Origin of the sequence: Mesorhizobium sp. B4-1-1, assembly GCF_006439375.1 — a bacterium.
Classification (GTDB): Bacteria; Pseudomonadota; Alphaproteobacteria; order Rhizobiales; family Rhizobiaceae; genus Mesorhizobium.
In genome coordinates, this window is the sequence record NZ_VFTH01000001.1 from 440505 (window position 1) to 462314 (window position 21810).

The following is a 21810-nucleotide window of genomic DNA, read 5'->3' on the forward strand; positions in this document are numbered from 1 at the left end:
GGCAGGTCGCCGCGAGTCGGTGCCGGCCTTGGTTATCCTTCTCGCGCTGCTCATCGTCGACCTATGGCTGAATCGGGCCTGGATGCTGCCCGGCTCCTGGGGCACCGTCATCGGCCTGGCCGGCCCAACGCTGGCGGCGGCCATCGCCTCCATGCCGGCGATCATGGCCGGGCGCGGCGGCATCGACGTGTCGATCGGTCCGTTGATGGGGTTCATCAACATCATCCTGGTCAAGGTACTGGCGGGCGATCTGGGTATCGACCAACCCTGGGTGCTGGTGCCGGTCGCCCTTGCGATCGGCGCGCTTGTCGGGCTGTTCAACGGGCTGCTCTCCGCGGTGCTGCGCATCCAGCCGATCGTGGCCACGCTCGGCACCTATCTGGTGCTCAGCGGCGTGACGCTGACCTTTCTGCCAGCGCCGGAGGGCACCGCGCCCGGCTGGCTGAAGGCCCTTGCCGGCCCCTACTCCATAGTTCCGCTCGCCGGCATGGCGGCAATCTGGCTGCTGGCGAAACGCCTGACCGTCTATGATTGGCTGATGGCGTGCGGCAGCGATGACCGTGCCTGCTTCACCGCCGGCGTCCCCGTGACCGGCGTGCGTGTCTTCGCCTACACGCTCGGCGGCCTTTTTGCCGGTGCCGGGGGGCTTTTGCTCAGCGCGCTGCTCGGCTCGGCCGACCCCAATGTCGGCCCGACCTTCACGCTGGTCGCCATCTCCGGGGTGGCGCTCGGCGGCGTGAGCCTCGCAGGAGGGCGCGGCGGCTTCGCGGCCGCGGCGCTGGGCGCGGCGGTGATTTTCCTGCTGCAGAGCACGCTCACCTATTTCAACGTCTCGAGTTTCCTGCTGCACACCCTCTACGGCGTCATCCTGGTCGCATCCGTGTCGCTGAACGCGCTGACCGGCCGGATCGCTGGAGGATCGAGATGAACGTCCTTCCCGGCCTCGGCGCCAACACAAGCCGCACCCTGGGCGCCATCGGTATGGCTCTGGTGCTGCTCGTCCTCGGCTCGCTGGCGATCGAGGGCTTCGGCGCACCGTTCGCCATCCGCTCGATGCTCGTTCTGGCGACATTCATAGCCGTGGCGTCCATCGGCCAGACACTGGTGGTCCTGCTTGGCGGAATCGACCTGTCGATCCCCTTCGTCATCGGCTTCGCCAATGTCGTTGCCGCCTCGCTCTATGGCGACGGGATGGCGTTCTGGCTGGTCTGCCTCGTCGTGGCGCTGCTGTCGATGGCCATCGGAGCCCTCAACGGCACGCTATCCTCTTTCCTCAGGATCCACCCGTTGATCGTAACGCTCGGCGTCGGCACCACCGTACAGGGGATCGTGCTGATGTGGACCGGTGGGCTGCCCACCGGTTCGGCTCCGGCCTATCTAAGCGAGTTCGTGTCGATCGGTGGAACCATCGGCCGGCTGCCTGTGCCATGGGTCGTGCCGTGCTTCGCGGTGCTGGCGATCTTTGTCCATGTGATGCTTGTTCGCACGCCGTTCGGCCGGCAGGTCTATGCACTTGGCAGCAACCCGACCGCGGCGCCGCTGGCGCTGATCGACCCGCATCGGATCGTTATCGTCAGCTACGCGCTGAGCGCCCTGTTCGCCGCGCTCGCGGGCATCCTCCTGCTCGGCTTCACCGGCTCGGCCTATGGCGACGTCGGCCAACCTTACCTGTTCCAGACCATTGCCGCGGTGGTGATCGGCGGCACCGCGCTCGTCGGCGGGCGCGGCAGCCTGATCGGCACGATTGCCGGCTCGGCAGTCCTGATCGAGCTCAACACATTTCTAATCGGCCTCGGCCTCGCGCCTTCCACGGTGCAAGCCGCCCTGGGGCTCGTCATTCTCGCATTGGTCTCGATTTATGGCCGCGAAGCCCACGTCCGCACGCTGATCTGAGCGCGATCGCTTGAGCGTGCCTGGCGCACCGTCCGATCAGCCGCGACTGGTCCCACTGTCGGATCGCCTTCTCTTAACTTTATGTCGGGCGAGCCTCATTTCACCAGTTGCGGCAAATCCTTCAGGAACGCCGCCCGCGTCGCGAGGCCTTTCGGCTTATCGGTCCGTTTGGCATCGACGACCAGCCGGGCAAAGACGATGCGGCGGCCATTCTTCTCGGCCCAGCCGACGAACCAGCCGAGCGAGCGCTTGCCGTCCTGGCCGAGCCTGGTGCTGCCGGTCTTGCCTTGCACGGTCCAATCCCCTGCTGCGAAGGTCGGAAGGATCGCCCTGGTCATCTCATGCGCCTTGGCCGACACCGGCATCTTGCCTGCGAGCAGCTGGCGCAGGAAAGCCGTCTGTTCGACCGGCGATATCTCGAGCGAGGAATTTATCCAGGATTGCGTCAGCCCATTGTCCTTGCCCGCATCGCCCGAGACGTCCTTGTTGCCATAGCCGAATTTCGACACGTAGAAGGAGAACTTCTCGGCGCCGAGACGCCGCGTGATCTCGCGCGAGTACCAGACGATGGAGTCGCGCTCCCAGATCGTCGGATCGACGGTCTTCTGGTCACGCTTCGCCGCCTTGAATTCCGGCTTGTAGTCCCAGCTCGGCGTGTGCTGATCGCTCAGAATGCCGGAATCGTAGCCGATTAGCGCCAGCGGCACCTTGAACGTCGACGCCGGGCTGACGCGCTTGTCGCAGACGCCGTCCTGGTAAAGCGTTTCGCCGCTCCGTGAATCCTGGATCAGCGTGCAGTGGATATCGTCGAGCGGCGCCGATTGCGCCCGCGCCGGCAAGCCCAGCATCCATGCCAGAAGGAAGAGGACGATGGCGAAAATGAAGGGATAGCGGTCCATCTGGCGCATGGCGAAGTCACTCCGGAATGAGATTGCGGGAGCGGCTTAGCGAGACGACATGTCTCGATTTTGTCTCAAATTCGCAGTGTTCGTGCAGCTTCGCGTTAACCCTACCGGACGGTAAACAAAGCTTAGACGATGACAGGCCTACGAACTGTCTTGCCCGGCTGCGGATCGGCCTTCAAAGCGCCATTTGGCTCATCGGCAGAGCTGACTGGATTTTCATTCACGGCTTTCGGCATATCGCGTGGCTGCGGCACCAGTCCGAGGAATTGGGGCCGCAGCCCATCGCCCCGCTTGGCGGCATGGGCGTGAATGGCCAGGAACAGAGACATCATGGGGAAACCTCGCATCTTGGAGGGCTCCAGTGTCGCTTCGGCCGGCGGGCGCCGCCACCCGTTTCGGGACAAGCCTCAGCTGTTGGTTTCGCCGCGTTTCTTGCCGATCCGCCAGTAGCGCCAGGGCATGAACCAGACATAGCGCCGGGCAAGCGTCTCCGGCACGCGGTCGATGCCGTGCGTTCCGAACGGCCCGCAACGCAGGACGCGGAACAAGCCCATCCAGCCACCGGCCCAAAGGCCATGGCGAGCGATCGCCTCATGCGCATATTCGGAGCAGGTCGGCAGGTGCCGGCAGCTGTTGCCGACAAAGCCCGAGAGCGTCAGTTGATAGAGGCGCACGAGCGACGTGCCCAGGATGCGCCCGGGCGTTTTGCGCCAAGGCCCCGGCCAGTTGCGCCCGCGCCGGATCGGCCGGGCGCCGTGCGTATATCCGTGATGGTCGCCCATCTGTCTCCGCAGGCCTGTTTCACTGCGCGATAGATGTGACCTTCGGCGCGAAAACGCAATGTTTGCCGTCAAAGCCGGGAGCGCCGGGTGGGATACCTATTGGCGGGCGGCACGTGGTGGCAGGGTGCATTCCGACGTTCCTCGCAGCCGCCTCGCAAGGCTTCGCCGTGCCATTGAAAGGTGGCGATCCGCATGACGTCGTTCAAAATGGTCAGGAACTGGTTCATGGCAGTGCTCCTTTGAGCACCGATTAGACTGCCGCTGGCCTTCCCTCTCAAACGAGTATAATTTCCTCATCGGATAACTTGAGGTTATGCGAATGAAGCGAGGACGGCTGCCGCTGACGGCGCTCAGGAGTTTTGAGACGGCCGGCCGGCATTTGAGCTTCAGCCGGGCGGCCGAAGAGCTTTATGTCTCGCAGGCCGCGATCAGCCGTCAGATCCGCGAGCTCGAGACCTTCCTAGGCAGACCGCTGTTTCTGCGCCTCCATCGCCGCGTCGAACTGACGGATGCGGGGCAACGGCTGCTCGACCGATTGGTCAGGAGCTTCGACGACATCGACCGGGTGCTTTCGGAGCTTACGGCCTCGCCGGCGCAAGCCGTCGTCCGTGTAAGCGTCGAACCGTCGCTTGCCGCCGTGTGGCTGGTGCCGCGGCTCAATCGCTTCCGCCAATTGCGGCCCGATATCGATGTCTCCCTCGAAGTCGACCCACGGCCGATCGAGTTCCGCAGCGATCAGCCCGAACTCGCCTTGCGTTTCAGCGCGCACGCCACGTCATGGCCGCGCAGCGAGGCCGAGCGCCTGGTCTCGACCGTCGATTCACCGGTTCTGTCGCCGGGGTTGTTGGCATCCGGCCCTCCCCTGGAGAAGCCGATCGACTTTCGCCACTACACGCTGCTGCACGAGGAAAACCGCCAAGGTTGGGCGCGCTGGTTCCAAGCAGCCGGCGTGCCCGCCGATGCGGTCCCCGCGCGTGGCCCGATGCTGGCCGACATCTCGCTTTCGAAACAGGCTGCGCTGCTCGGCCATGGCGTGGCGCTCGGCGATCTCTTGCTGGTCGGCGAGGAACTCGCGGCAGGCACTTTGATCAAGCCGTTCGATATCGATGTCGCTTCCGGCGCCTACTGGCTGGTGGCCAGGAGCCTGCGGAGTCTGCCGGAACCCGCCAAGGCTTTTGCCGACTGGGTGAGAATCGAATTCGCCAAAAGCAGGCAGGCGCAGGAAGCGAACATCTGAGGCGCGCGCGCTGCTCCGGTTAATCCGGCTTCTTGCTATATTTTTCCAGAAGTTTTTCGAGATCCTTGGCATCGATGCCCAAGGGCTTCTGTGACGTGTCCTCTGCCGGGTTGAATGTGAGAACGACATCGCGCCATAGATCGTAGTGGTCCGCATAGGATGTCAGCCCGGGAAATGGCGCGCAACGCCTGATCGCCCGAACAGCAGCCTCGGCAACCTTGTCCGGCGATGGTGTCACGGGACTAAGTATCCTTGGTGGGCCGGCGAGCGAGCCGTCCTTGTTCAGGCTGATCTTGACGCGCGCAACGCCGTGGGTATCGGCCGGCGGGATCCAACAGACTTGGATAGCTCTCATCAAATAGGCGCCGATATCCCGCTGGAGCGCCACGTCAGCCCGGCTCACGCCGCCGCTCAACGCAAGTAAAGTAGCAAAGCTCAATGCAAAAACGGAAGCTCGCACGCCCACCCCTAGCGAAAGCTGAATTCCCAACCTCAAGCCGCCTGTCCGGCGCGCTTCTTCTCGATCTGGCCGATCGCATCGACCACCGCGTCGAAGGTCAGCATGGTCGAGGCATGGCGCGCCTTGTAGTCGCGCACCGGCTCCAGATATTTGAGGTCGGCGAAACGGCCATCGGGCGGTGCGCCGTTCTCCTTGAGCATCTTCAGCATGGTTTCGCGCACGGCACGCAGTTCGTCGGCGCGGGCGCCGACCACATGCTGAGCCATGATGGACGATGAGGCCTGGCCGAGTGCACAGGCCTTCACGTCATGAGCGAAATCCGTCACCACGTCGCCGTCCATCTTGAGGTCGACGGTGACGGTCGAGCCGCACAATTTGGAATGCGCCCTGGCTGTCGCGTCGGCATCGTCGAGCCGGCCGATCCGCCCTATGTTCCCGGCGAAACCGAGAATTTTCGCATTGTAGACGTCGTCGATCATATTTTTCCAATCCGTCGCCGCCCAGCGAACAGGCTTTGCCGCTGTCGCGTCTTCCTTTCGCGCCGCCAGAACCATATATAATAATCGCAGTCGGGCATCGACAAGGCGACGACAAGCCGCTGTCCCTGTCCATATGTTCACGCCGCTTGCGGGATGGAAATGGGCGATTTTCACCCAAAAGGTCGTGGTCCGTTCAACTCGTCCCACCTTTGAGTGGGACTACGGGAGACGCCTTTATGGATGCCGTCATCAAGAAAATCATGCCCCCGTCCGAGTATTTGGACAAGCCGGTCACCGACAGGCCGAGCGAGGCCGAGGTCGAAGCCGCCGTGCGTACGCTTTTGCGTTGGACCGGCGACAATCCGGACCGCGAAGGCCTGATCGACACGCCCAAGCGTGTCACCAAAGCCTTCCGCGAAATGTTCAACGGCTATGACATGTGCCCGGCCGACGAGCTTGGCCGCACCTTCGAGGAAGTCGCCGGCTATGACGATCTCGTCATTGTCAGGGACATAAAGTTCCATTCGCATTGCGAGCACCACATGGTGCCGATCATCGGCAAGGCGCATGTCGGCTATCTGCCGGACGGCAAGGTCGTGGGCCTGTCGAAGATCGCGCGCGTCGTCGACATCTTCGCGCATCGCCTGCAGACCCAGGAAGCGATGACGGCGCAGATCGCCGGCGTCATCCAGGATGTTCTCAACCCGCGCGGCGTCGCCGTCATGCTCGAAGCCGAGCATATGTGCATGGCCATGCGCGGCATCCGCAAGCAGGGCTCGACCACGCTGACCTCGACCTTCACCGGCGTCTTCAAGGATACGCCCGAGGAGCAGGTCCGCTTCGTCACTATGGTGCGCGCCGGCTGATTTGCCGGCCCTTGCCGGCCCGAACATACAAGGACCGGCGATGTCGGCAGTCGAATTCCCAAAAGCTTCGTCAGACAAGAATGCGCTGGAGGAAGGCACTATCCTTTCTCCGCGCTTCGATGCGGCGGGCCTCGTCACCGTCGTCGTCACCGACGCCGGCGACGGCATGCTGTTGATGGTCGCGCATATGAATGCCGAGGCGCTGGCGCTTACGCTGGAGACCGGCATTGCCCATTACTGGTCGCGCTCGCGCAACGCGCTGTGGAAGAAGGGCGAAACCTCCGGCAATTTCCAGCACGTCGTCGAGATGCGCACGGATTGTGACCAGGACGCGATATGGTTGCGCGTCAAAGTGTTGGGCCACGACGCAACCTGTCACACCGGAAGGCGTTCATGCTTTTATCGGACGGTGGGGCTCAACGACGGCAAGGCGACGCTTGTCGACGACGGCAGCAGACCGCTGTTCGATGCGGACCAGACGTATCGGAAGCCGGTGTGAACCATTCAATATTCAAAAACCACCCATATTCACTATTCTCAAATATCCTTGCGGTAGAAGGGATATGGGACAAGGGAGATCGTGATGCTCGAATGGGCGTCATTGCGCAGCAGACCTGACGTTCGGGAGGCCAACGGCCCCGCATCGTCCGGCGGGGCGTCTGACCCGAAGCCAGGCAGGAAAGCCGGTATCTCGCTGGCGCTCGGCGGCGGATGCGCGCGCGGCTGGGCCCATATCGGCGTGCTGCGCGCGCTTGACGAGGCCGGTATCGAAGTATCGATGATCGCCGGCACCTCGATCGGGGCGCTGGTAGGCGGCTGCTACCTTGCCGGCAAGCTCGACGAACTGGAAGAATTCGCCAGAAGCCTGACCAAGCGGCGCATTTTCGGCCTTCTCGATCTCAATCTTCGCGGCAGCGGCCTGTTCGGCGGCATGAGGCTCGATCAGCGCCTGCGCGAGCACCTCGACGGCGCCCGTTTCGAGGACTTGTCGAAACCTTTCGTCGCCGTCGCGTCTGAAATCCGCACCGGTCATGAGATCTGGCTGTCGAGCGGTTCGCTCGTCACCGCCATGCGCGCCTCCTATGCGCTGCCGGGCGTCTTCGAGCCGGTGGCCTGCAACGGCCGCATGCTGGTCGACGGCGCGCTAGTCAATCCGGTGCCGGTCTCGGTCTGCCGCGCCTATGAGCAGCCGCTCGTCGTGGCCGTCAACCTGCATTACGACCTGTTCGGCCGCGCCGCCGTCATCAAGCACAGCGCCGGCGAACTGCTTGTCGAGAACGACGCGCCGCGCCCCGGTCAGGTCAATCCCCAATCACACCAGACCCGCCTTGGTATCACTGGCGTCATGGTAGAGGCCTTCAACATCATCCAGGACCGGATTTCGCGGGCCAGGCTCGCGGGCGATCCGCCGGATATGTCGCTGCAGCCCAAGCTCAGCCATATCGGCCTGACGGAATTCCATCGCGCCGACGAGGCGATCAGCCTCGGCTACCAGGCGACGAAGTCCCAGATCAACGAACTGACCCGGCTGCAGACCGTTCTGGTCTGAATTCCCCCTATCGCGTCGTTAAGCCAGCGCCGCATCGCTGATGCGAAACTGCACCGTGCGGTTGCCGTTCCAGTAATTGCCCGAGAGCGAACCGGCGATATGCACGGTCCTGCCCCTGTTTTTGAACAGGAATTCACCGAGCGCGGTGTCGACGGCACGGAACGCCATGGCCTGGATTTTGCCGCCGCTTTGCGACTGCAGGTCCGCGCGGATGTGGTTGGTGCCGATCGCGCGCGCGTCGGCCAGCCGATGGCGCGGCAGCACGAACACCGGCGCGATGTGTCCGGCGCCAAACGGCCCGGCTTTCTCCAGCGCGTCGAGCAGCGCGATGGTGGCGCCCTCGGCGGCCAAGGCGCCGTCGATCGCCAGGCTCTCCTCGTTCTGCAGCCGGAACACGTCGGCCGCGGCGCGCTCCTCGAAGAAGGCGCGCAGTTCGCCTAGCTTGGCGCGCTCGACGGTGATACCCGCCGCCATTGCGTGGCCGCCGCCCTTGACGATCAGCCCGGCCTCGGCCGCCTCGCGGACCAGCCGGCCGAGATCGAAGCCGGTCACCGAACGGCCGGAGCCCGTGCCGATGCCGGTCGAATTGAAGGCGATGGCAAAGGCCGGCCGGCGCGCATAATCCTTGAGCCGAGAAGCGATCAGCCCGACGATGCCCGGATGCCAGGTGTTGCTGGCGGTGACGATGACTGCCGGGCCGTTGCCGCCGGCAAGCTCTGCATCGGCCTCGGCGCGCGCCTGCGCCAGCATCTCCTGCTCCATTTGCTGCCGTTCCTGGTTCAGCCGGTCCAGCGTCTCGGCAATCCCTGTCGCCTCGACGGGATCGTCGGTGGCCAAAAGCCGGCTGCCGAGCGCGGCATCGCCGATGCGGCCGCCGGCATTGATGCGCGGGCCGATCAGGAAGGACAGATGGAAAGTGTTGATCGGCTCGCCGACGCGTGAAACCCGCGCCAGCGCCGCCAGCCCCTCGTTCTTCTGCTGGCGCGCCACCTGCAGCCCCTTGACCACGAAGGCGCGGTTGACCCCGGTGAGCGGCACCACGTCGCAGACCGTCGCCAGCGCCACCAGGTCGAGCATTGAAAGCAGATCGACCGGCGCGGCGTCCGGTAGCCTCGCGCGCAGCACCTTCGCCGTCTGGACAAGACACAGGAAGACGACGCCGGCGGCGCACAGATGTCCCTGCCCCGACAGGTCGTCCTCGCGATTGGGGTTGACCACGGCGTCCGCGGCCGGCAGCGGGCCGCCGACCTGATGATGGTCGAGCACCACGACATCGGCGCCGGCCTCGCTGGCCGCGTCGATCGAGGTCGCGCTGTTGGTGCCGCAGTCGACGGTGACGATCAGCTTCGCGCCGCGCGAGATCAGCTCCCGCATCGCTTCCGGATTGGGTCCGTAGCCCTCGAAGATGCGGTCCGGGATGTAGATTTCCGACGGCACCGAAAAATGCGTGAGAAAGCGCTTGATGAGCGCCGACGACGCGGCGCCGTCAACGTCGTAGTCGCCGAAGATCGCCACTTTCTCGCGGACGACGATCGCATCGGCCAGCCGCGCCGCCGCTTTCTCCATATCGGTCAGCGATGCCGGGTTCGGCAGAAGCTCGCGAATGGTCGGATCGAGGAAACGCTCGGTCTGCTCCACGTTGACGCCGCGCCCGGCAAGCACCCGCGCCACAATATCCGGCACGCCATGGCCTTGCGCGATCGCGAGCGCGGCCATGTCCTGCCGCTCGGTCAGCCGGTGTTCCCAGGAAACACCGGTCGCCGATTGCCTGACATCGAGGAAGAACCGTTTCTCGCCGGTCATGCGACGCGCCGTCTGCACATCATTGCTGCGCAGATATCAACATGCGACGTCCAGAGCAATTGCGGGGAAGCGGGCAATCCGGGGAAAGGTGTGGAACGTTTTCCCCGAATTGCGGAAAGCGCTCGGGCTAAGCGAGATCAGAACTTATCCAGATCCTGATGCCTGGCCTTGATCTCGCGCACCGTGCGCGAGGACGAGCGCAGCACGATGGTGTGCGTGGTGATGAAGGTGCGGCCGAACTTCACCCCGTCGAGCAGGTTGCCGTCGGTGACGCCGGTCGCGGCGAAGAGCACATCGCCGCGCGCCATGTCCTGGACGCGATAGACCCGCTTCGGGTCTGAAATGCCCATCTTCTCGGCTCGCGCCACCTTCTGCGGCGTGTCGAGGATCAGCCGGCCCTGCATCTGTCCGCCGGTGCAGCGAAGTGCGGCCGCCGCCAGCACGCCTTCCGGCGCACCGCCGGTGCCGAGATAGATGTCGATGCCGGTCTCGTCTGGATCGGTGGTGTGGATGACGCCGGCGACATCGCCGTCGCCGATCAGCCGGATCGCCGCGCCCGTGGCGCGCACTGCGTCGATCAGTCTGGCATGGCGCGGCCGGTCGAGGATGCAGGCGGTGATGTCCGGCACCGCCACGCCCTTGGCCTTGGCCAGCCGGGCGAGGTTCTCGGTCGGCGGCACGTCGATGTCGATGAGGCCGTCCGGATAACCGGGCCCGATGGCGATCTTGTCCATGTAGACGTCGGGTGCGAACAGCAGGCTGCCCTTTTCCGCGATGGCGATGACGGCAAGTGCATTGGGCAGGTTCTTGGCGCAAATCGTCGTACCTTCGAGCGGATCGAGCGCGATATCGACGGCCGGACCTTTGCCGGTGCCGACCTCCTCGCCGATATAGAGCATCGGCGCCTCGTCGCGCTCGCCTTCGCCGATCACCACCGTGCCCTTGATGGCCAGCCGGTTGAGCTCCTGGCGCATGGCGTCCACCGCCACCTGGTCGGCAGCCTTTTCGTCACCGCGCCCGCGCAGCCTTGCCGCCGCGACCGCCGCCCGCTCGGTGACGCGCACGACTTCCATGGTAAGGATCCGATCGAGACCGGCGGCGATGTTCTGGGCCATGTTCATGGATGGGCATTCCTCGTTGACATGAGACCGGTACAATTCTGAACCGCTCTAATTGTTGCTGCGAGCAATTCCAGAGCCGTTGAGCACCGAACTTGCTCCGCCTCCCGCCAAAGGCGCGCTTCTTCTGGCAAAGCTCCATGACAACGGCAAGACTTGCCCCGTCAATTTTTGAAATGACAGCAAAATCAATCGATTGAAGACGGAATCGGACTTGGCTATTCCGCCCGCTCGATGCGGATCACCTGCGGCTTGTCGGTCAGATGACCGTCTTTGGTGATGCCTTCCACGGCCTTGCGCACCGCCGCCTCCGTCGTCTCGTGGGTAACGAGGATGACGGTCTTCTGCGCCTGCGTTTCCGGGCCGGCCGCCTGCTGGACGATCGATTCCAGCGAGATGTCGTTGTCGGCCATGCGTTTGGCGATGGCCGCGAAGACGCCGGTGCGGTCATGCACGGTCAGCCGGATGAAATAGCCGCCGGCATGGCTGCGCATCCGCGCCTTCTTGTAGGGCTTCAGTTCCTTCGCCGGCCGGCCGAAGACCGGGCCGTGCTGGAAGCCCGGCCGGCTCTTGGCGATGTCGGCGATGTCGCCGACGACCGCCGAAGCGGTGGCATTGCCACCCGCGCCTGGGCCCGAGAGCAAGAGCTCGCCCAGGATATCGGTCTCGATCGCCACCGCGTTGGTGACGCCATGCACCTGCGCGATGACCGACGCCGTCGGCACCATGGTCGGGTGCACGCGTTGCTCTATACCGCTGTCGGTGCGCTGCGCGACGCCGAGCAGCTTGATGCGGTAGCCGAGATCGCCCGCCGCGCGGATATCGGCCTGGGTGATGTTGGAGATGCCTTCCATATAGATGTCGCCGGCGGCGATCCTGGTGCCGAAGGCAAGGCTGGTCAGGATCGACAGCTTGTGCGCCGTGTCATGGCCTTCGATATCGAAGGTCGGATCGGCCTCGGCATAGCCGAGCCGCTGCGCATCCCTCAGGCAGGCGTCGAAGGCGATGCCTTCGGCTTCCATGCGGGTCAGGATGTAGTTGCAGGTGCCGTTGAGGATGCCGAAGACACGGGTCACCGCGTTGCCCGCCATCGCCTCTCGCATCGTCTTGATGACAGGGATGCCGCCGGCCACCGCCGCCTCGTAGTTGAGCAGCACGCCCTTCTTCTCGGCGATCTCGGCAAGCGCCACGCCATGCTTGGCAAGCAGCGCCTTGTTGGCGGTCACGACATGGCGCCCGGCCTCGAGCCCTGCCTTCACCGACAGCCGCGCCGGTCCCTCGTCGCCGCCGATCAGTTCGACGAAGACGTCGATATCGGCCCTCTCGGCCATCTTGACCGGATCGTCGAACCATTTCGCGGCGCTCAGATCGATGCCGCGGTCGCGTTTCGGGTCGCGGGCCGAAACGGCGGTCACGACGATGTCGCGACCGCACTGCCGGGCAAGCTCGGCCGCCTTGTCGCGCAGTACGCGCGCCACCGAGGCGCCCACCGTGCCAAGGCCGGCAATTCCAACACGCAACGCTTCAGCCATGTCCGGCGACGCCCCTCAACTTGCAAAAAATGTCAGGTGCAAAAAATGTCAGGCAACTCAACGACGAGCGGCTAAAGGCACCACATTGTTGGGCTGCTTGGCGGTGGTCGCGAGGAACTTCTTGATGTTGCGCGCTGCCTGGCGGATACGGTGCTCGTTCTCGACCAGCGCCACGCGCACATAGTCGTCGCCATGCTCGCCGAAGCCGACACCCGGCGCCACCGCGACATCCGCATGCTCGATGAGCAGCTTGGAGAATTCCAGCGAGCCGAGATGGCGGAACGGCTCCGGGATCGGCGCCCAGGCGAACATCGAGGCCGCGGGCGCGGGAATGGTCCAGCCGGCGCGGCCGAAGGCATCGACCATCACGTCGCGCCGCTTGTGGTAGACCTCGCGCACCTCCTCGATGTCGGCGCCGTCGCCGTTCAGCGCATGCGCCGCCGCAACCTGGATCGGTGTGAACGCGCCATAGTCGAGATAGGACTTCACCCGGGTCAGCGCCGAAATCAGCCGCTCGTTGCCGACCGCGAAACCCATGCGCCACCCAGGCATGGAAAAGGTCTTCGACATCGAGGTGAACTCGACGCAGACATCCATCGCGCCCGGCACCTGCAGCACCGACGGCGGCGGATTGCCGTCGAAATAGATCTCCGAATAGGCGAGATCCGACAAGATGATGATGTCGTTCTTCTTCGCGAAGGCGACCACGTCCTTGTAGAAGTCGAGCGAGGCGACAAGCGCCGTCGGGTTCGACGGATAGTTGAGGATCAGCGCCAGCGGCTTCGGGATCGAATGGCGGATGCCGCGCTCGACCGCCGGGATGAAGCCGTCATCGGGCTCGACCTGCAGCGAGCGGATCACGCCGCCCGACATGATGAAGCCGAAGGCATGGATCGGATAGGTCGGATTGGGGCACAGGATGACGTCGCCGGGCGCGGTGATCGCCTGCGCCATGTTGGCGAAGCCCTCCTTCGAGCCAAGCGTCGCCACCACTTGCGTGTCGGGGTTGAGCTTCACGCCGAAGCGGCGCTGATAATAATTCGCCTGGGCGCGGCGCAGGCCGGGAATGCCGCGCGAGGACGAATAACGGTGCGTGCGCGGATCGCGCACCACTTCGCACAATTTGTCGACGATGGCTTTCGGCGTCGGCAGATCCGGATTGCCCATGCCAAGGTCGATGATGTCGGCGCCGCGCGAACGGGCGCTGGCCTTCAGCCGATTGACCTGCTCGAACACGTAGGGCGGAAGCCGGCGGACCTTGTGAAATTCTTCCATGGCGGTTCCAGACGATCAAAGGGGCGCTTTCGGCGCGCGATATAAACCTAATTGCAACTAGGGTCGAGAGCAGGGTCGCATTTGCCCTCGATCTGCTTCAGCGTGTCGCCGCCATGCGTTTTAGCCAAGGTGCTGAGCGCCGCCGCATTCGCCGGTGCCTTGACGCCGCTGCCCTTGGCGATCTGCGCCTGCTCCTTGGCCTTGAGCTGGGCGAGGTTCGCGGCGGTCTCTTCCTTGGTGAGTTGCTTGGCGGCGACCGGCGGCGGGACATTGAGGTTCGGATAGGAGCCGGTGTCCTTCGGGCCTTCGGTCAAGGCCGTCGGCGCATTGTTCGTGCTAGTGCTCGTGCAGCCGCCGGCGGGCAGCAGCACGCCGACCAGCCCTGCCGCGACCGCCATGCGGCAAATCGAACCCGCGTCGAGAAAAAAAGTCCGGCCAACATTAATCGTCATATTGTTTTCCTGGCAGCCGGGTTACAGCGAATTGGACCCAGTCAGATGTCCCATGGTACTATGTCAAGAAAACGCTCCGGGAGGAACCCCGCGAACCATGTCCAAACCTGACGATTCGGACAAAGCGGAAAATGGCGGACCTTCGGCCATCGAGCAATATCTGGTGAAGGATCCCGAGCGCTTCGCCCTGAACGTGGCGCGCATGATCGAGCAGGCTGGCAAGGCGGCTTCCGCCTGGGCCGAACCGCGCGAGAAGGGTGAAGTGCGCGACCATGTCGCCGAACCGGTCGTCGACATGGTCAAGACCTTCTCCAAGCTCTCGGAATACTGGCTCGGCGATCCGCAACGCGCGCTCGAAGCGCAGACGCGACTCTTCGCCGGCTATATGACCGTCTGGGCGAACGCCATCCAGAAAGTCAACCCCAACGCCGAGGCGCCGCAGGACGCGGTTCAGCCCGAACGCGGCGACAAGCGCTTCCAGGACCCGGAATGGGGCCGCAACGCCTTCTTCGATTTCCTCAAGCAGGCCTATCTCGTCACCTCGCACTGGGCGAACGAGCTTGTCGAGCATGCCGAGGGCCTGGACGAGCACACCCGCCACAAGGCGAGCTTCTACGTCAAGCAGGTGTCGAACGCGATCGCGCCATCGAACTTCATCTTGACCAATCCGGAGCTGTTCCGCGAGACCGTCGCCTCGAACGGCGAGAACCTCGTGCGCGGCATGAAGATGCTGGCCGAGGACATCGCCGCAGGCCGGGGCGACCTGAGGCTGCGCCAGGCGGATTACACGCCCTTCGAAATCGGCAAGAACATCGCCACGACGCCCGGCAAGGTCGTCGGCCGCAGCGACGTCGCCGAGATCATCCAATACGACCCGGTGACGGAGACCGTGCTGAAACGGCCGCTGCTGATCTGCCCGCCATGGATCAACAAATTCTATATCCTCGACCTCAACCCGCAGAAATCCTTCATACGCTGGGCGATCGAGCAGGGCCACACCGTCTTCGTCATCTCCTGGATCAATCCCGACGAACGCCACGGCGCCAAGGGCTGGGAGGCCTATATCCGCGAAGGCCTGCAATTCGGCCTCGACATGGTGGAGAAGGCGACGGGCGAAAAAGAGGTCAATGCGATCGGCTACTGCGTCGGCGGCACGCTGCTCGGCGCCGCGCTTGCCCTGTTGGCGCAAGAGGGTGACCACCGCATCAAATCGGCCACCTTCTTCACCACGCAGGTCGACTTCACCCATGCCGGCGACCTCAAGGTGTTCGTGGACGAGGACCAGGTCGCAGCCGTCGAGCGCTCGATGAGCGAAAAGGGCTATCTGGAAGGCACCAAGATGGCGACCGCCTTCAACATGCTGCGCTCGGGCGACCTGATCTGGCCCTACGTCGTCAACAACTACATGCGCGGCAAGGAGCCCCTGCCCTTCGACCTGCTCTACTGGAATTCCGATTCCACGCGCATGGCAGCGGCCAACCACTCGTTTTATCTGCGCAATTGCTATCTCGAGAACAATCTGTCGCGCGGCGTGATGGAGCTTGCGGGGCGCATGGTCTCGCTGGCCGACATCACGATTCCCGTCTACAACCTGGCCACGAAAGAAGACCACATCGCGCCGGCGCTTTCGGTGTTCCTGGGATCACAGTTTTTCGGCGGCGACGTCGAGTATGTGATGGCGGGTTCCGGCCACATCGCCGGCGTCGTCAACCCGCCCGCCGCCAGGAAATATCAGTACTGGACCGGCGGCAGGCCGGTAGGTGACTTCAACGCGTGGCTCGCCGCGGCGCACGAGCATCCCGGTTCCTGGTGGACGCATTGGCAACACTGGATCGAGAACCAGGACGACATCCGCGTACCCGCCCGAAAACCAGGCAAGCGTATGAAAACCTTGGGAGATGCGCCGGGCACCTATGTCAAGGTGCGCGTGTAACAGACTGTAATGTCTGGTGAGTTGACGCCCCGCCAAAACAGGGCGAAATGGTGGCGTCAATCGTTCGGCGGCCTCAAATCAGCGTTCGACGTAGAATAATTCCGAGGCTTGCAGATTCGACACACATCCCGTTTCCGGTTGGGAACAGGAGGGTTATCGCGGCGCGGTTCTCGAGTAGCGCGGCGATAACGAACCGACCGGATACCGAGGGGGAATTTATTTTGAAATCAGCAGGTTGGCGTCTTGCACGAGGGGAAAGTCGCAGCATCGCGGCGGCACTTTTCTCCGTGCTGCTGGCCTCCTGCACGTCGACCGGCGACCCGACGATGTCGGTCGTTTCGCCCGCCTACAATTCGACCGCGACCGAAATGACCGCGTCATCCGGCGCCAAGACCGCGGCTTCAGCCGATTCGTCGTTGCCGGCACCGGCGCCCGCCGAGGCGGCCTCGACCGTGATGAGCGAGGACGATACGCCCCTGCCCGAGAAGGTCGCCTATGTGCCGGAGACGCGGCCGGACGGCACCTTCCCCATCGCCATCCCTGCCGGCGCTCAGGCCATTGCCGGAAGCACGCCGCAACCGCTGGTTCAGCAGGCGCAAACGGCGGACCAGACGCAAGCCGTCGCCCAGCAGGTCGCCGCCGGCGATGCCGCCGCCGTCGCGTCGAAGGCGCAGGCGACCACGCAAGCCATGAGCAACGGCGTCTATGTGACCGCCGGCGAGCCGGCGCAGCCGCAGATCGCCGCGCCGAAGAAGAGCCTGTTCGCCTCGCTGTTCAGCACGACGCCAGCTTCGGCCGCGCCCGCCCCCTTGATCAACAACGCGCGCTCCGGCGACCAGCCGGCGGCGCAGGCCAAGACCACGCCGCCGCCGGCCAAGCCGATCGTGACGCTGGCCTCGGCGACCCCGACCGAGAAGTCGGTGCAACTGGCCTCGCTCGACGACCCGGCCAATCACATCACCGGCGCCGACGCTCTCCCCGGCGTGCGCCAGACGGCGCTGTTCGAGATCAAGCGCAAGTCCGGCATCGACGACGAGAGCGACGTCGATCTCAATGAGGACGAGGGCGGCGGCGGTTCCTACCAGGTGGCGTCGGCCGCCGGCATGGCGAGACTCGCGCCCAACGGTCTTTTGAAGCAGAACGAAAGCGTCGACGTCGCCTGCCTCAAGCCTTCGCTGGTGCGAGTGCTGAAGACGATCGAGGGCCATTTCGGCCGCAAGATGATCGTCACCTCCGGCTATCGCGATCCCTCGCGCAACCGCCGCGCCAACGGTGCCAAGAACTCGCTGCACATGTATTGCGCCGCCGCCGACATCCAGGTGCCGGGCGTCTCGAAGTGGGAGTTGGCGAACTACGTCCGCACGATGCCGGGCCGCGGCGGCGTCGGCACCTACTGCCACACCGAATCCGTCCATGTCGACGTCGGCCCCGAGCGCGACTGGAACTGGCGCTGCCGTCGCCGCAGCGGCGGTGGCGAGGACGGCTGATACTTTCGGCTTGGTCCGGCTCGCATAGCCGGTTTGGCGGGTTGAGAACCGGTCAGCGCGCCACGTTTGTTCATCCGTCGGGACGTTCGCGATTGGCCGAAGCCTTCGGAACTTCGTCATCCACGGGCGAAGCGGACGCGCAGACCCGGGGATCCATTCCGTTACCTTGGCCGCGGGATGCAGCAGTGCCGGTTCTTGCACCGTTGCAGCACTCATGCACCACGGAAGGGATTCCATGGTCCTCGCTGCGCCCCTTGCTCCGCCATAGAATGACGACCGCGAGGGATGTCCCGGCTAATCTCCAAGGGTGCGCCACCAAGCGAGGCCGCGAAACGCACCCTGGCTCGCCGAAAGAGCGCCTTTCCCGCTTTCGAAAAAAGTTGTCGCATCTGGCTGCGGATGGGTTGCCGGTTGGCAACAACGCAATTATAAGCCGCTTCGTCTGAGCGCGCCCATCGTCTAGCGGTTAGGACACCGCCCTTTCACGGCGGTAACAGGGGTTCGATTCCCCTTGGGCGTACCAGCTTTCAAGCACATTTGAGGACCGTCGAGCGGCGATCGGGGCCTGACGCTTGAGAATTATCTGAGGCAGAAGCTCCCGACCGATCCGCTCATCAGCCAAATTGGCAGTTTCATTTCCTGTGTGCGATCGCTTCGATGAGCCTTTGGATAGCCTCACCGGAAGCGGCGCGGCTGGAAATTTCACTCCGGATCAGACCTTCATGCAATTGATGAAGCAGCGAAACGCTTCTGGGTTACATCCGTGGTTGGGTTGGCAAGGGCCTGACCACATAGCAGCGGGGCCATCGTTTCACTTGCGCAATTCATCAGGATTTCTTGTCGCCGTTGGGATTTGGTGCCGGTGCCTCTCGTACGTCTCGCGGTGGCTTATCGACATGTTCAGGCTCTGGTGATCCTTCCTGATCGGGAACAGGGCCCTTTTTCTGGTCGGACTTCGGCTGCGGTTCTTTGACCTTGGTAGGCATATCGAGCTAACTGGTTAACCCGCACTCTCGTTCCGCTTGCAGAGTGAAATTGCACGAACAGATGGCCGAGAGATGCCCATTGTGCACCCTCTCGACGGAACAGGCCTTGGATGTCTTGTTCGCTTCGGATTGGCAACTGAGAGGAGGCGTCATGAAGCGCGGCCAGGTCTGGTTCATTGCGGCAGTCGGGCGCGACAATGGGCTCTCGGGGGCAGAAACCCGCCGTTAACGCCATTCACGGCTGACAGTGTGTAGGCTCCCAACCGAAGGTGTAGCTTCTCCTCGCTCCCAACCGTGGAGGCAAGAATGAACTTGCTTCGGATAGCGCTGCCGTGCGCGGCGATGATTGGCCTGGCAGGCGCTTTGCCTGTTCGCGCCGACGATCAACCTGTCCAGCCGAATAGCCAGCCAGCGACGGAACCATCGCCGGCAATTCATTGCGAGGGGCAAAATTGCCTGCCCCCGGCCGAGGATCCGGTCCTCGACTGCAAGGGCCCGGATTGCACGCCGGCTCCGGCGACTGACCAGACGCCTGCCGCGGAGATCCAAAAGGTCAAGTAAATGGCATCAGCCGGCGTCTGGGATTACGTGCAAGCCGGGAAAGCGGCGCTGGTCGCCGATCAATCCGGAACCATGGGCGCCGGCTCTTCGCACCGATAAACCATGCACCGACCGTCACTGGCCGGGACATAGTCGACCATCGGCACGTAGGGAGCATCGCACTCGTTGCCGAACTGGCGGACATAGCGATCATAGGTGTTCGCTCCGGTGCTCAGCACCGCCGCATGCTGGCTCTGGATCAGCGCCTGGGTCTGCGCGCAGGTCATCTTGCGCGTGTCGGGCCTCGCATCGGCGAAATTTGTGGCGGCAACGATCATCGCTGCCGCGCAAAACGCAATCTTGCGTATGGGCATGGTGGCATCCTCGCAAAACATCGTATCGCAAATTCGCATCTTGCGACGCCGCTCCGCAACAGCGGTGCGGTCACGATGCAGCGAGCAAAGCCTTGAAAAAGCGTTTGAAAGCCCGTGCCAAGGGTCTGGAATTGCCGGAGGACGAACGACGTCAGGTTGTTGCAAACACCACCGTCTGCAGCAACCCTCCCCCCTGCCTGTTCTCCAGCGTGATCGTGCCGCCGTAGCGCTCGATGATCTCCTTCGCGATCGCGAGCCCCAGCCCCGCGCCCGGAATGAATTGCGTGCGCGCCGGATCGACTCGGAAGAAGGGCTCGAAGGCCTTGTTCAACAGGTCCGGCGGAATGCCGGAACCACGATCGGCGATAGTCAGGACCGCTTGACCGCCCCGCCCCGCAAGCGCGATGCTGCAGCTCTTGCCATGCGTGGCGGCGTTGACGATCAGGTTGCGCAGCGCCCGGCGCAAGCCAAGCGCGCCGGCTTTGACCGACACATGATCGAGATGGTCGATCGTCACCGCGTGGCCGAGCGAGACCATCTCGACCTCGATATCGCGAACCAACCTGTCCAATTCCACCGGCTCGACCGCGTCCTGGTTCACCTCCTCGCGCACCAGGCGGATGGCGCTGTCGGCTATGCGGTCGAGCTCTTCGAGATCGCTCAGCCATTTTTCGCGGTCTTCGTCGAGGAACTCGGCCCTGAGCCGCATCCTGGTCATCGGCGTGCGCAGGTCATGACCCGCGGCCGCGACAAGGCGCATGCGGCTTTCCATCGCGGTCTTGAGCCTCTCCGACAGTTCGTTGAGCGCACGCGCCGTCGCCCTGACCTCGGCGGGTCCTTTCTCCGGCACAGCCGTCAGCACCCCGTCCGATCCGATCTTGCTGACGGCCGCTTCCAGCATCTCCAGCGGCCGCACCAGCACACCGGTAAAGTAGATCGACACCGGCGTGGCGCCGAGCACGATCAGCGCCATCCAGCCCGCCAGCCCGTACCAGACATCGCGCGGCGGCCCGAAATCGGGAACGTCGACGATCATCCAGCGATTGCCAGGCAGAGCGACAGAGGCGACCATGCCGGGCCCGCCGACGTTACGGGTGACGACAGCCGAAACATCGACGCCGTCATGCTGCAGGATCTCGTTCAGCACGCGCGTGTGCTTGCGGTCCTCGATACCGGGGGCCGGACCGCCGCTGACGGTGATCGGCGCGTCGCGCGCGGTCTGCGCGTGGCCGGGAGCCAATTGAACCATATACTGGATCTGGTGGGCCAGCGGACCCATGATCAGCTCGGGCGACGGACCGCCGAGCACCTTGACGGCGACGAATGTCGCGAGACCCACGACACCGAGGATCGAAACGACGAGAAGGATGATCAGCCGCCGGCGCAGCGAGGTCATGTGCCCGCCTCCGCCGTCGGGACGCGGTGCTCCGTCGTCTCGACGCGCGCGGTCAGCTGATAGCCGCCGTTGCGCACCGTCTTGAATAGCGACCCCTCGCCCGCTTCGGCAAATTTCTTGCGCAGCCGGCTCACCAGCACGTCGACGGAGCGCTCCAGCGGATCGCGCTCGCGGCCCTGCGTCAGGTCGAGGAGCTGGTCGCGCGACAAAAGCCGCCCCGGACGGTCGAGGAAAACCTGCAGCAGGTCGAACTCGGCGCCGGTAAGGTCGACCGCGACGCCTTCGGCATCGATCACCTTGCGTGTGTCCGGCTCCAGCCGGTAGCCGGCGAAATGATAGATGCGCACTTTTGGCGGCGCCGCCTCTTCCGGAGCCGCGCGCCTCAGCACGGCGCGGATGCGGGCCGATAGCTCGCGCGGGTTGAACGGCTTGCCGAGATAGTCGTCGGCGCCGAGCTCCAGCCCGATGATGCGGTCGACATCCTCTTTCAGCGCCGTCAGCAGGATGACCGGGATGTGCGGCTTGCGGTCACGCAGGCTCCTGCAGATGTCGAGACCCGAGCCATCGGGCAGCATGACGTCGAGCACGACAAGATCGAACTGGCCGGCGCCCAGCTTCTGCTCGCACTCGCGCCTGTCCGCCGCCACCGAGACGCGAAAGCCTTGGCCGTCCAGATAGCGCCCGAGCAGCGTGCGGATCTCGCGGTCGTCGTCGACGACAAGGATGTGGGGTTGTACCTGCAT

At 64.1% G+C, this 21810-nt stretch carries 22 protein-coding genes and 1 tRNA gene; 9 read left to right on the forward strand and 14 right to left on the reverse strand.

Annotated features, from left to right (window positions below; translation table 11 throughout):
- Window positions 1-19: 19 nt before the first annotated feature.
- Window positions 20-928: an ABC transporter permease gene (locus tag FJW10_RS02200; protein ID WP_348639746.1), complete on the forward strand. Its 909-nt coding sequence runs from the start codon at window positions 20-22 to the stop codon at window positions 926-928.
- Window positions 925-1893 carry an ABC transporter permease gene (locus tag FJW10_RS02205; RefSeq protein WP_140830642.1) on the forward strand — a complete coding sequence of 323 codons (969 nt, stop codon included), beginning with the start codon at window positions 925-927 and terminating at the stop codon, window positions 1891-1893. Before FJW10_RS02200 ends, FJW10_RS02205 begins: the two co-directional genes overlap by 4 nt.
- A gap of 95 nt (window positions 1894-1988) precedes the next feature.
- Here the strand turns inward: FJW10_RS02205 and blaOXA are convergent, their stop codons facing one another.
- The 4 genes from blaOXA to FJW10_RS02225 all read right to left on the reverse strand — a co-directional run bounded on the left by blaOXA (window position 1989) and on the right by FJW10_RS02225 (window position 3807).
- Window positions 1989-2801, reverse strand: coding sequence for a class D beta-lactamase (gene blaOXA / locus FJW10_RS02210; protein WP_140898032.1), 813 nt, complete (start codon window positions 2799-2801; stop codon window positions 1989-1991).
- 122 nt (window positions 2802-2923) lie between these two features.
- On the reverse strand, window positions 2924-3130 hold the full coding sequence (locus FJW10_RS02215; RefSeq protein WP_140898034.1) for a hypothetical protein: 207 nt from the start codon (window positions 3128-3130) through the stop codon (window positions 2924-2926).
- A gap of 75 nt (window positions 3131-3205) precedes the next feature.
- Window positions 3206-3580 (reverse strand): membrane protein insertion efficiency factor YidD, encoded by a 375-nt coding sequence (gene yidD / locus FJW10_RS02220; protein ID WP_140830647.1) that lies wholly within the window; start codon window positions 3578-3580, stop codon window positions 3206-3208.
- Between the two features lie 68 nt (window positions 3581-3648).
- Window positions 3649-3807 (reverse strand): hypothetical protein, encoded by a 159-nt coding sequence (locus FJW10_RS02225; RefSeq protein WP_181177375.1) that lies wholly within the window; start codon window positions 3805-3807, stop codon window positions 3649-3651.
- A 92-nt stretch (window positions 3808-3899) separates the two neighbouring features.
- On the opposite strand from FJW10_RS02225, the gene FJW10_RS02230 reads away from it, so the two are divergent.
- Complete coding sequence (locus FJW10_RS02230; protein WP_140830651.1) at window positions 3900-4817, forward strand: LysR substrate-binding domain-containing protein; 918 nt, start codon at window positions 3900-3902, stop codon at window positions 4815-4817.
- Between the two features lie 19 nt (window positions 4818-4836).
- Here FJW10_RS02230 and FJW10_RS02235 read toward each other — a convergent pair whose 3' ends face one another.
- A complete protein-coding gene (locus FJW10_RS02235) occupies window positions 4837-5307 on the reverse strand; it encodes a cell envelope integrity protein TolA (protein ID WP_140898038.1) in 471 nt (156 codons plus the stop codon).
- A gap of 2 nt (window positions 5308-5309) precedes the next feature.
- The gene (locus FJW10_RS02240) at window positions 5310-5756 is read right to left on the reverse strand and encodes an iron-sulfur cluster assembly scaffold protein (RefSeq protein WP_140707979.1); all 447 of its coding nucleotides are present in this window, start codon (window positions 5754-5756) and stop codon (window positions 5310-5312) included.
- A gap of 236 nt (window positions 5757-5992) precedes the next feature.
- Here FJW10_RS02240 and folE point away from each other — a divergent pair, with 236 nt between their 5' ends.
- From folE to FJW10_RS02255, 3 genes are all read left to right on the forward strand, one after another.
- The gene (folE, locus tag FJW10_RS02245; RefSeq protein ID WP_140648134.1) at window positions 5993-6622 is read left to right on the forward strand and encodes a GTP cyclohydrolase I FolE; all 630 of its coding nucleotides are present in this window, start codon (window positions 5993-5995) and stop codon (window positions 6620-6622) included.
- Window positions 6623-6662: 40 nt separating this feature from the next.
- Complete coding sequence (hisI, locus tag FJW10_RS02250) at window positions 6663-7121, forward strand: phosphoribosyl-AMP cyclohydrolase (RefSeq protein WP_140898040.1); 459 nt, start codon at window positions 6663-6665, stop codon at window positions 7119-7121.
- Between the two features lie 84 nt (window positions 7122-7205).
- Complete coding sequence (locus FJW10_RS02255; protein ID WP_140830655.1) at window positions 7206-8171, forward strand: patatin family protein; 966 nt, start codon at window positions 7206-7208, stop codon at window positions 8169-8171.
- An 18-nt stretch (window positions 8172-8189) separates the two neighbouring features.
- Here FJW10_RS02255 and recJ read toward each other — a convergent pair whose 3' ends face one another.
- From recJ to FJW10_RS02280, 5 genes are all read right to left on the reverse strand, one after another.
- Window positions 8190-9974 carry a single-stranded-DNA-specific exonuclease RecJ gene (gene recJ, locus FJW10_RS02260; RefSeq protein WP_140898042.1) on the reverse strand — a complete coding sequence of 595 codons (1785 nt, stop codon included), beginning with the start codon at window positions 9972-9974 and terminating at the stop codon, window positions 8190-8192.
- A 137-nt stretch (window positions 9975-10111) separates the two neighbouring features.
- Window positions 10112-11095 carry a class II fructose-bisphosphatase gene (gene glpX / locus FJW10_RS02265; RefSeq protein WP_140898044.1) on the reverse strand — a complete coding sequence of 328 codons (984 nt, stop codon included), beginning with the start codon at window positions 11093-11095 and terminating at the stop codon, window positions 10112-10114.
- A gap of 215 nt (window positions 11096-11310) precedes the next feature.
- Window positions 11311-12624, reverse strand: coding sequence for a homoserine dehydrogenase (locus FJW10_RS02270; protein ID WP_140898047.1), 1314 nt, complete (start codon window positions 12622-12624; stop codon window positions 11311-11313).
- Between the two features lie 57 nt (window positions 12625-12681).
- Complete coding sequence (locus FJW10_RS02275; protein WP_140898049.1) at window positions 12682-13899, reverse strand: LL-diaminopimelate aminotransferase; 1218 nt, start codon at window positions 13897-13899, stop codon at window positions 12682-12684.
- 47 nt (window positions 13900-13946) lie between these two features.
- Window positions 13947-14297, reverse strand: coding sequence for a hypothetical protein (locus FJW10_RS02280; protein WP_246674080.1), 351 nt, complete (start codon window positions 14295-14297; stop codon window positions 13947-13949).
- Between the two features lie 151 nt (window positions 14298-14448).
- Between FJW10_RS02280 and phaC the strand changes: the two genes are divergently transcribed.
- The 3 genes from phaC to FJW10_RS02295 all read left to right on the forward strand — a co-directional run bounded on the left by phaC (window position 14449) and on the right by FJW10_RS02295 (window position 18294).
- On the forward strand, window positions 14449-16284 hold the full coding sequence (phaC, locus tag FJW10_RS02285) for a class I poly(R)-hydroxyalkanoic acid synthase (protein WP_140898051.1): 1836 nt from the start codon (window positions 14449-14451) through the stop codon (window positions 16282-16284).
- A 326-nt stretch (window positions 16285-16610) separates the two neighbouring features.
- Window positions 16611-17771, forward strand: a complete 1161-nt coding sequence (locus tag FJW10_RS02290) for a YcbK family protein (protein ID WP_246674091.1) — start codon at window positions 16611-16613, stop codon at window positions 17769-17771.
- 448 nt (window positions 17772-18219) lie between these two features.
- Window positions 18220-18294: transfer RNA gene (locus tag FJW10_RS02295), tRNA-Glu, on the forward strand.
- Window positions 18295-19377: 1083 nt separating this feature from the next.
- Here FJW10_RS02295 and FJW10_RS02300 read toward each other — a convergent pair.
- The 3 genes from FJW10_RS02300 to FJW10_RS02310 all read right to left on the reverse strand — a co-directional run bounded on the left by FJW10_RS02300 (window position 19378) and on the right by FJW10_RS02310 (window position 21810).
- Window positions 19378-19671 (reverse strand): hypothetical protein, encoded by a 294-nt coding sequence (locus FJW10_RS02300; protein ID WP_140652393.1) that lies wholly within the window; start codon window positions 19669-19671, stop codon window positions 19378-19380.
- Between the two features lie 151 nt (window positions 19672-19822).
- Window positions 19823-21067, reverse strand: a complete 1245-nt coding sequence (locus FJW10_RS02305; protein WP_140898056.1) for an ATP-binding protein — start codon at window positions 21065-21067, stop codon at window positions 19823-19825.
- Window positions 21064-21810 carry a response regulator gene (locus FJW10_RS02310; RefSeq protein ID WP_140898058.1) on the reverse strand — a complete coding sequence of 249 codons (747 nt, stop codon included), beginning with the start codon at window positions 21808-21810 and terminating at the stop codon, window positions 21064-21066. The genes FJW10_RS02305 and FJW10_RS02310 overlap by 4 nt, the downstream gene beginning before the upstream one ends.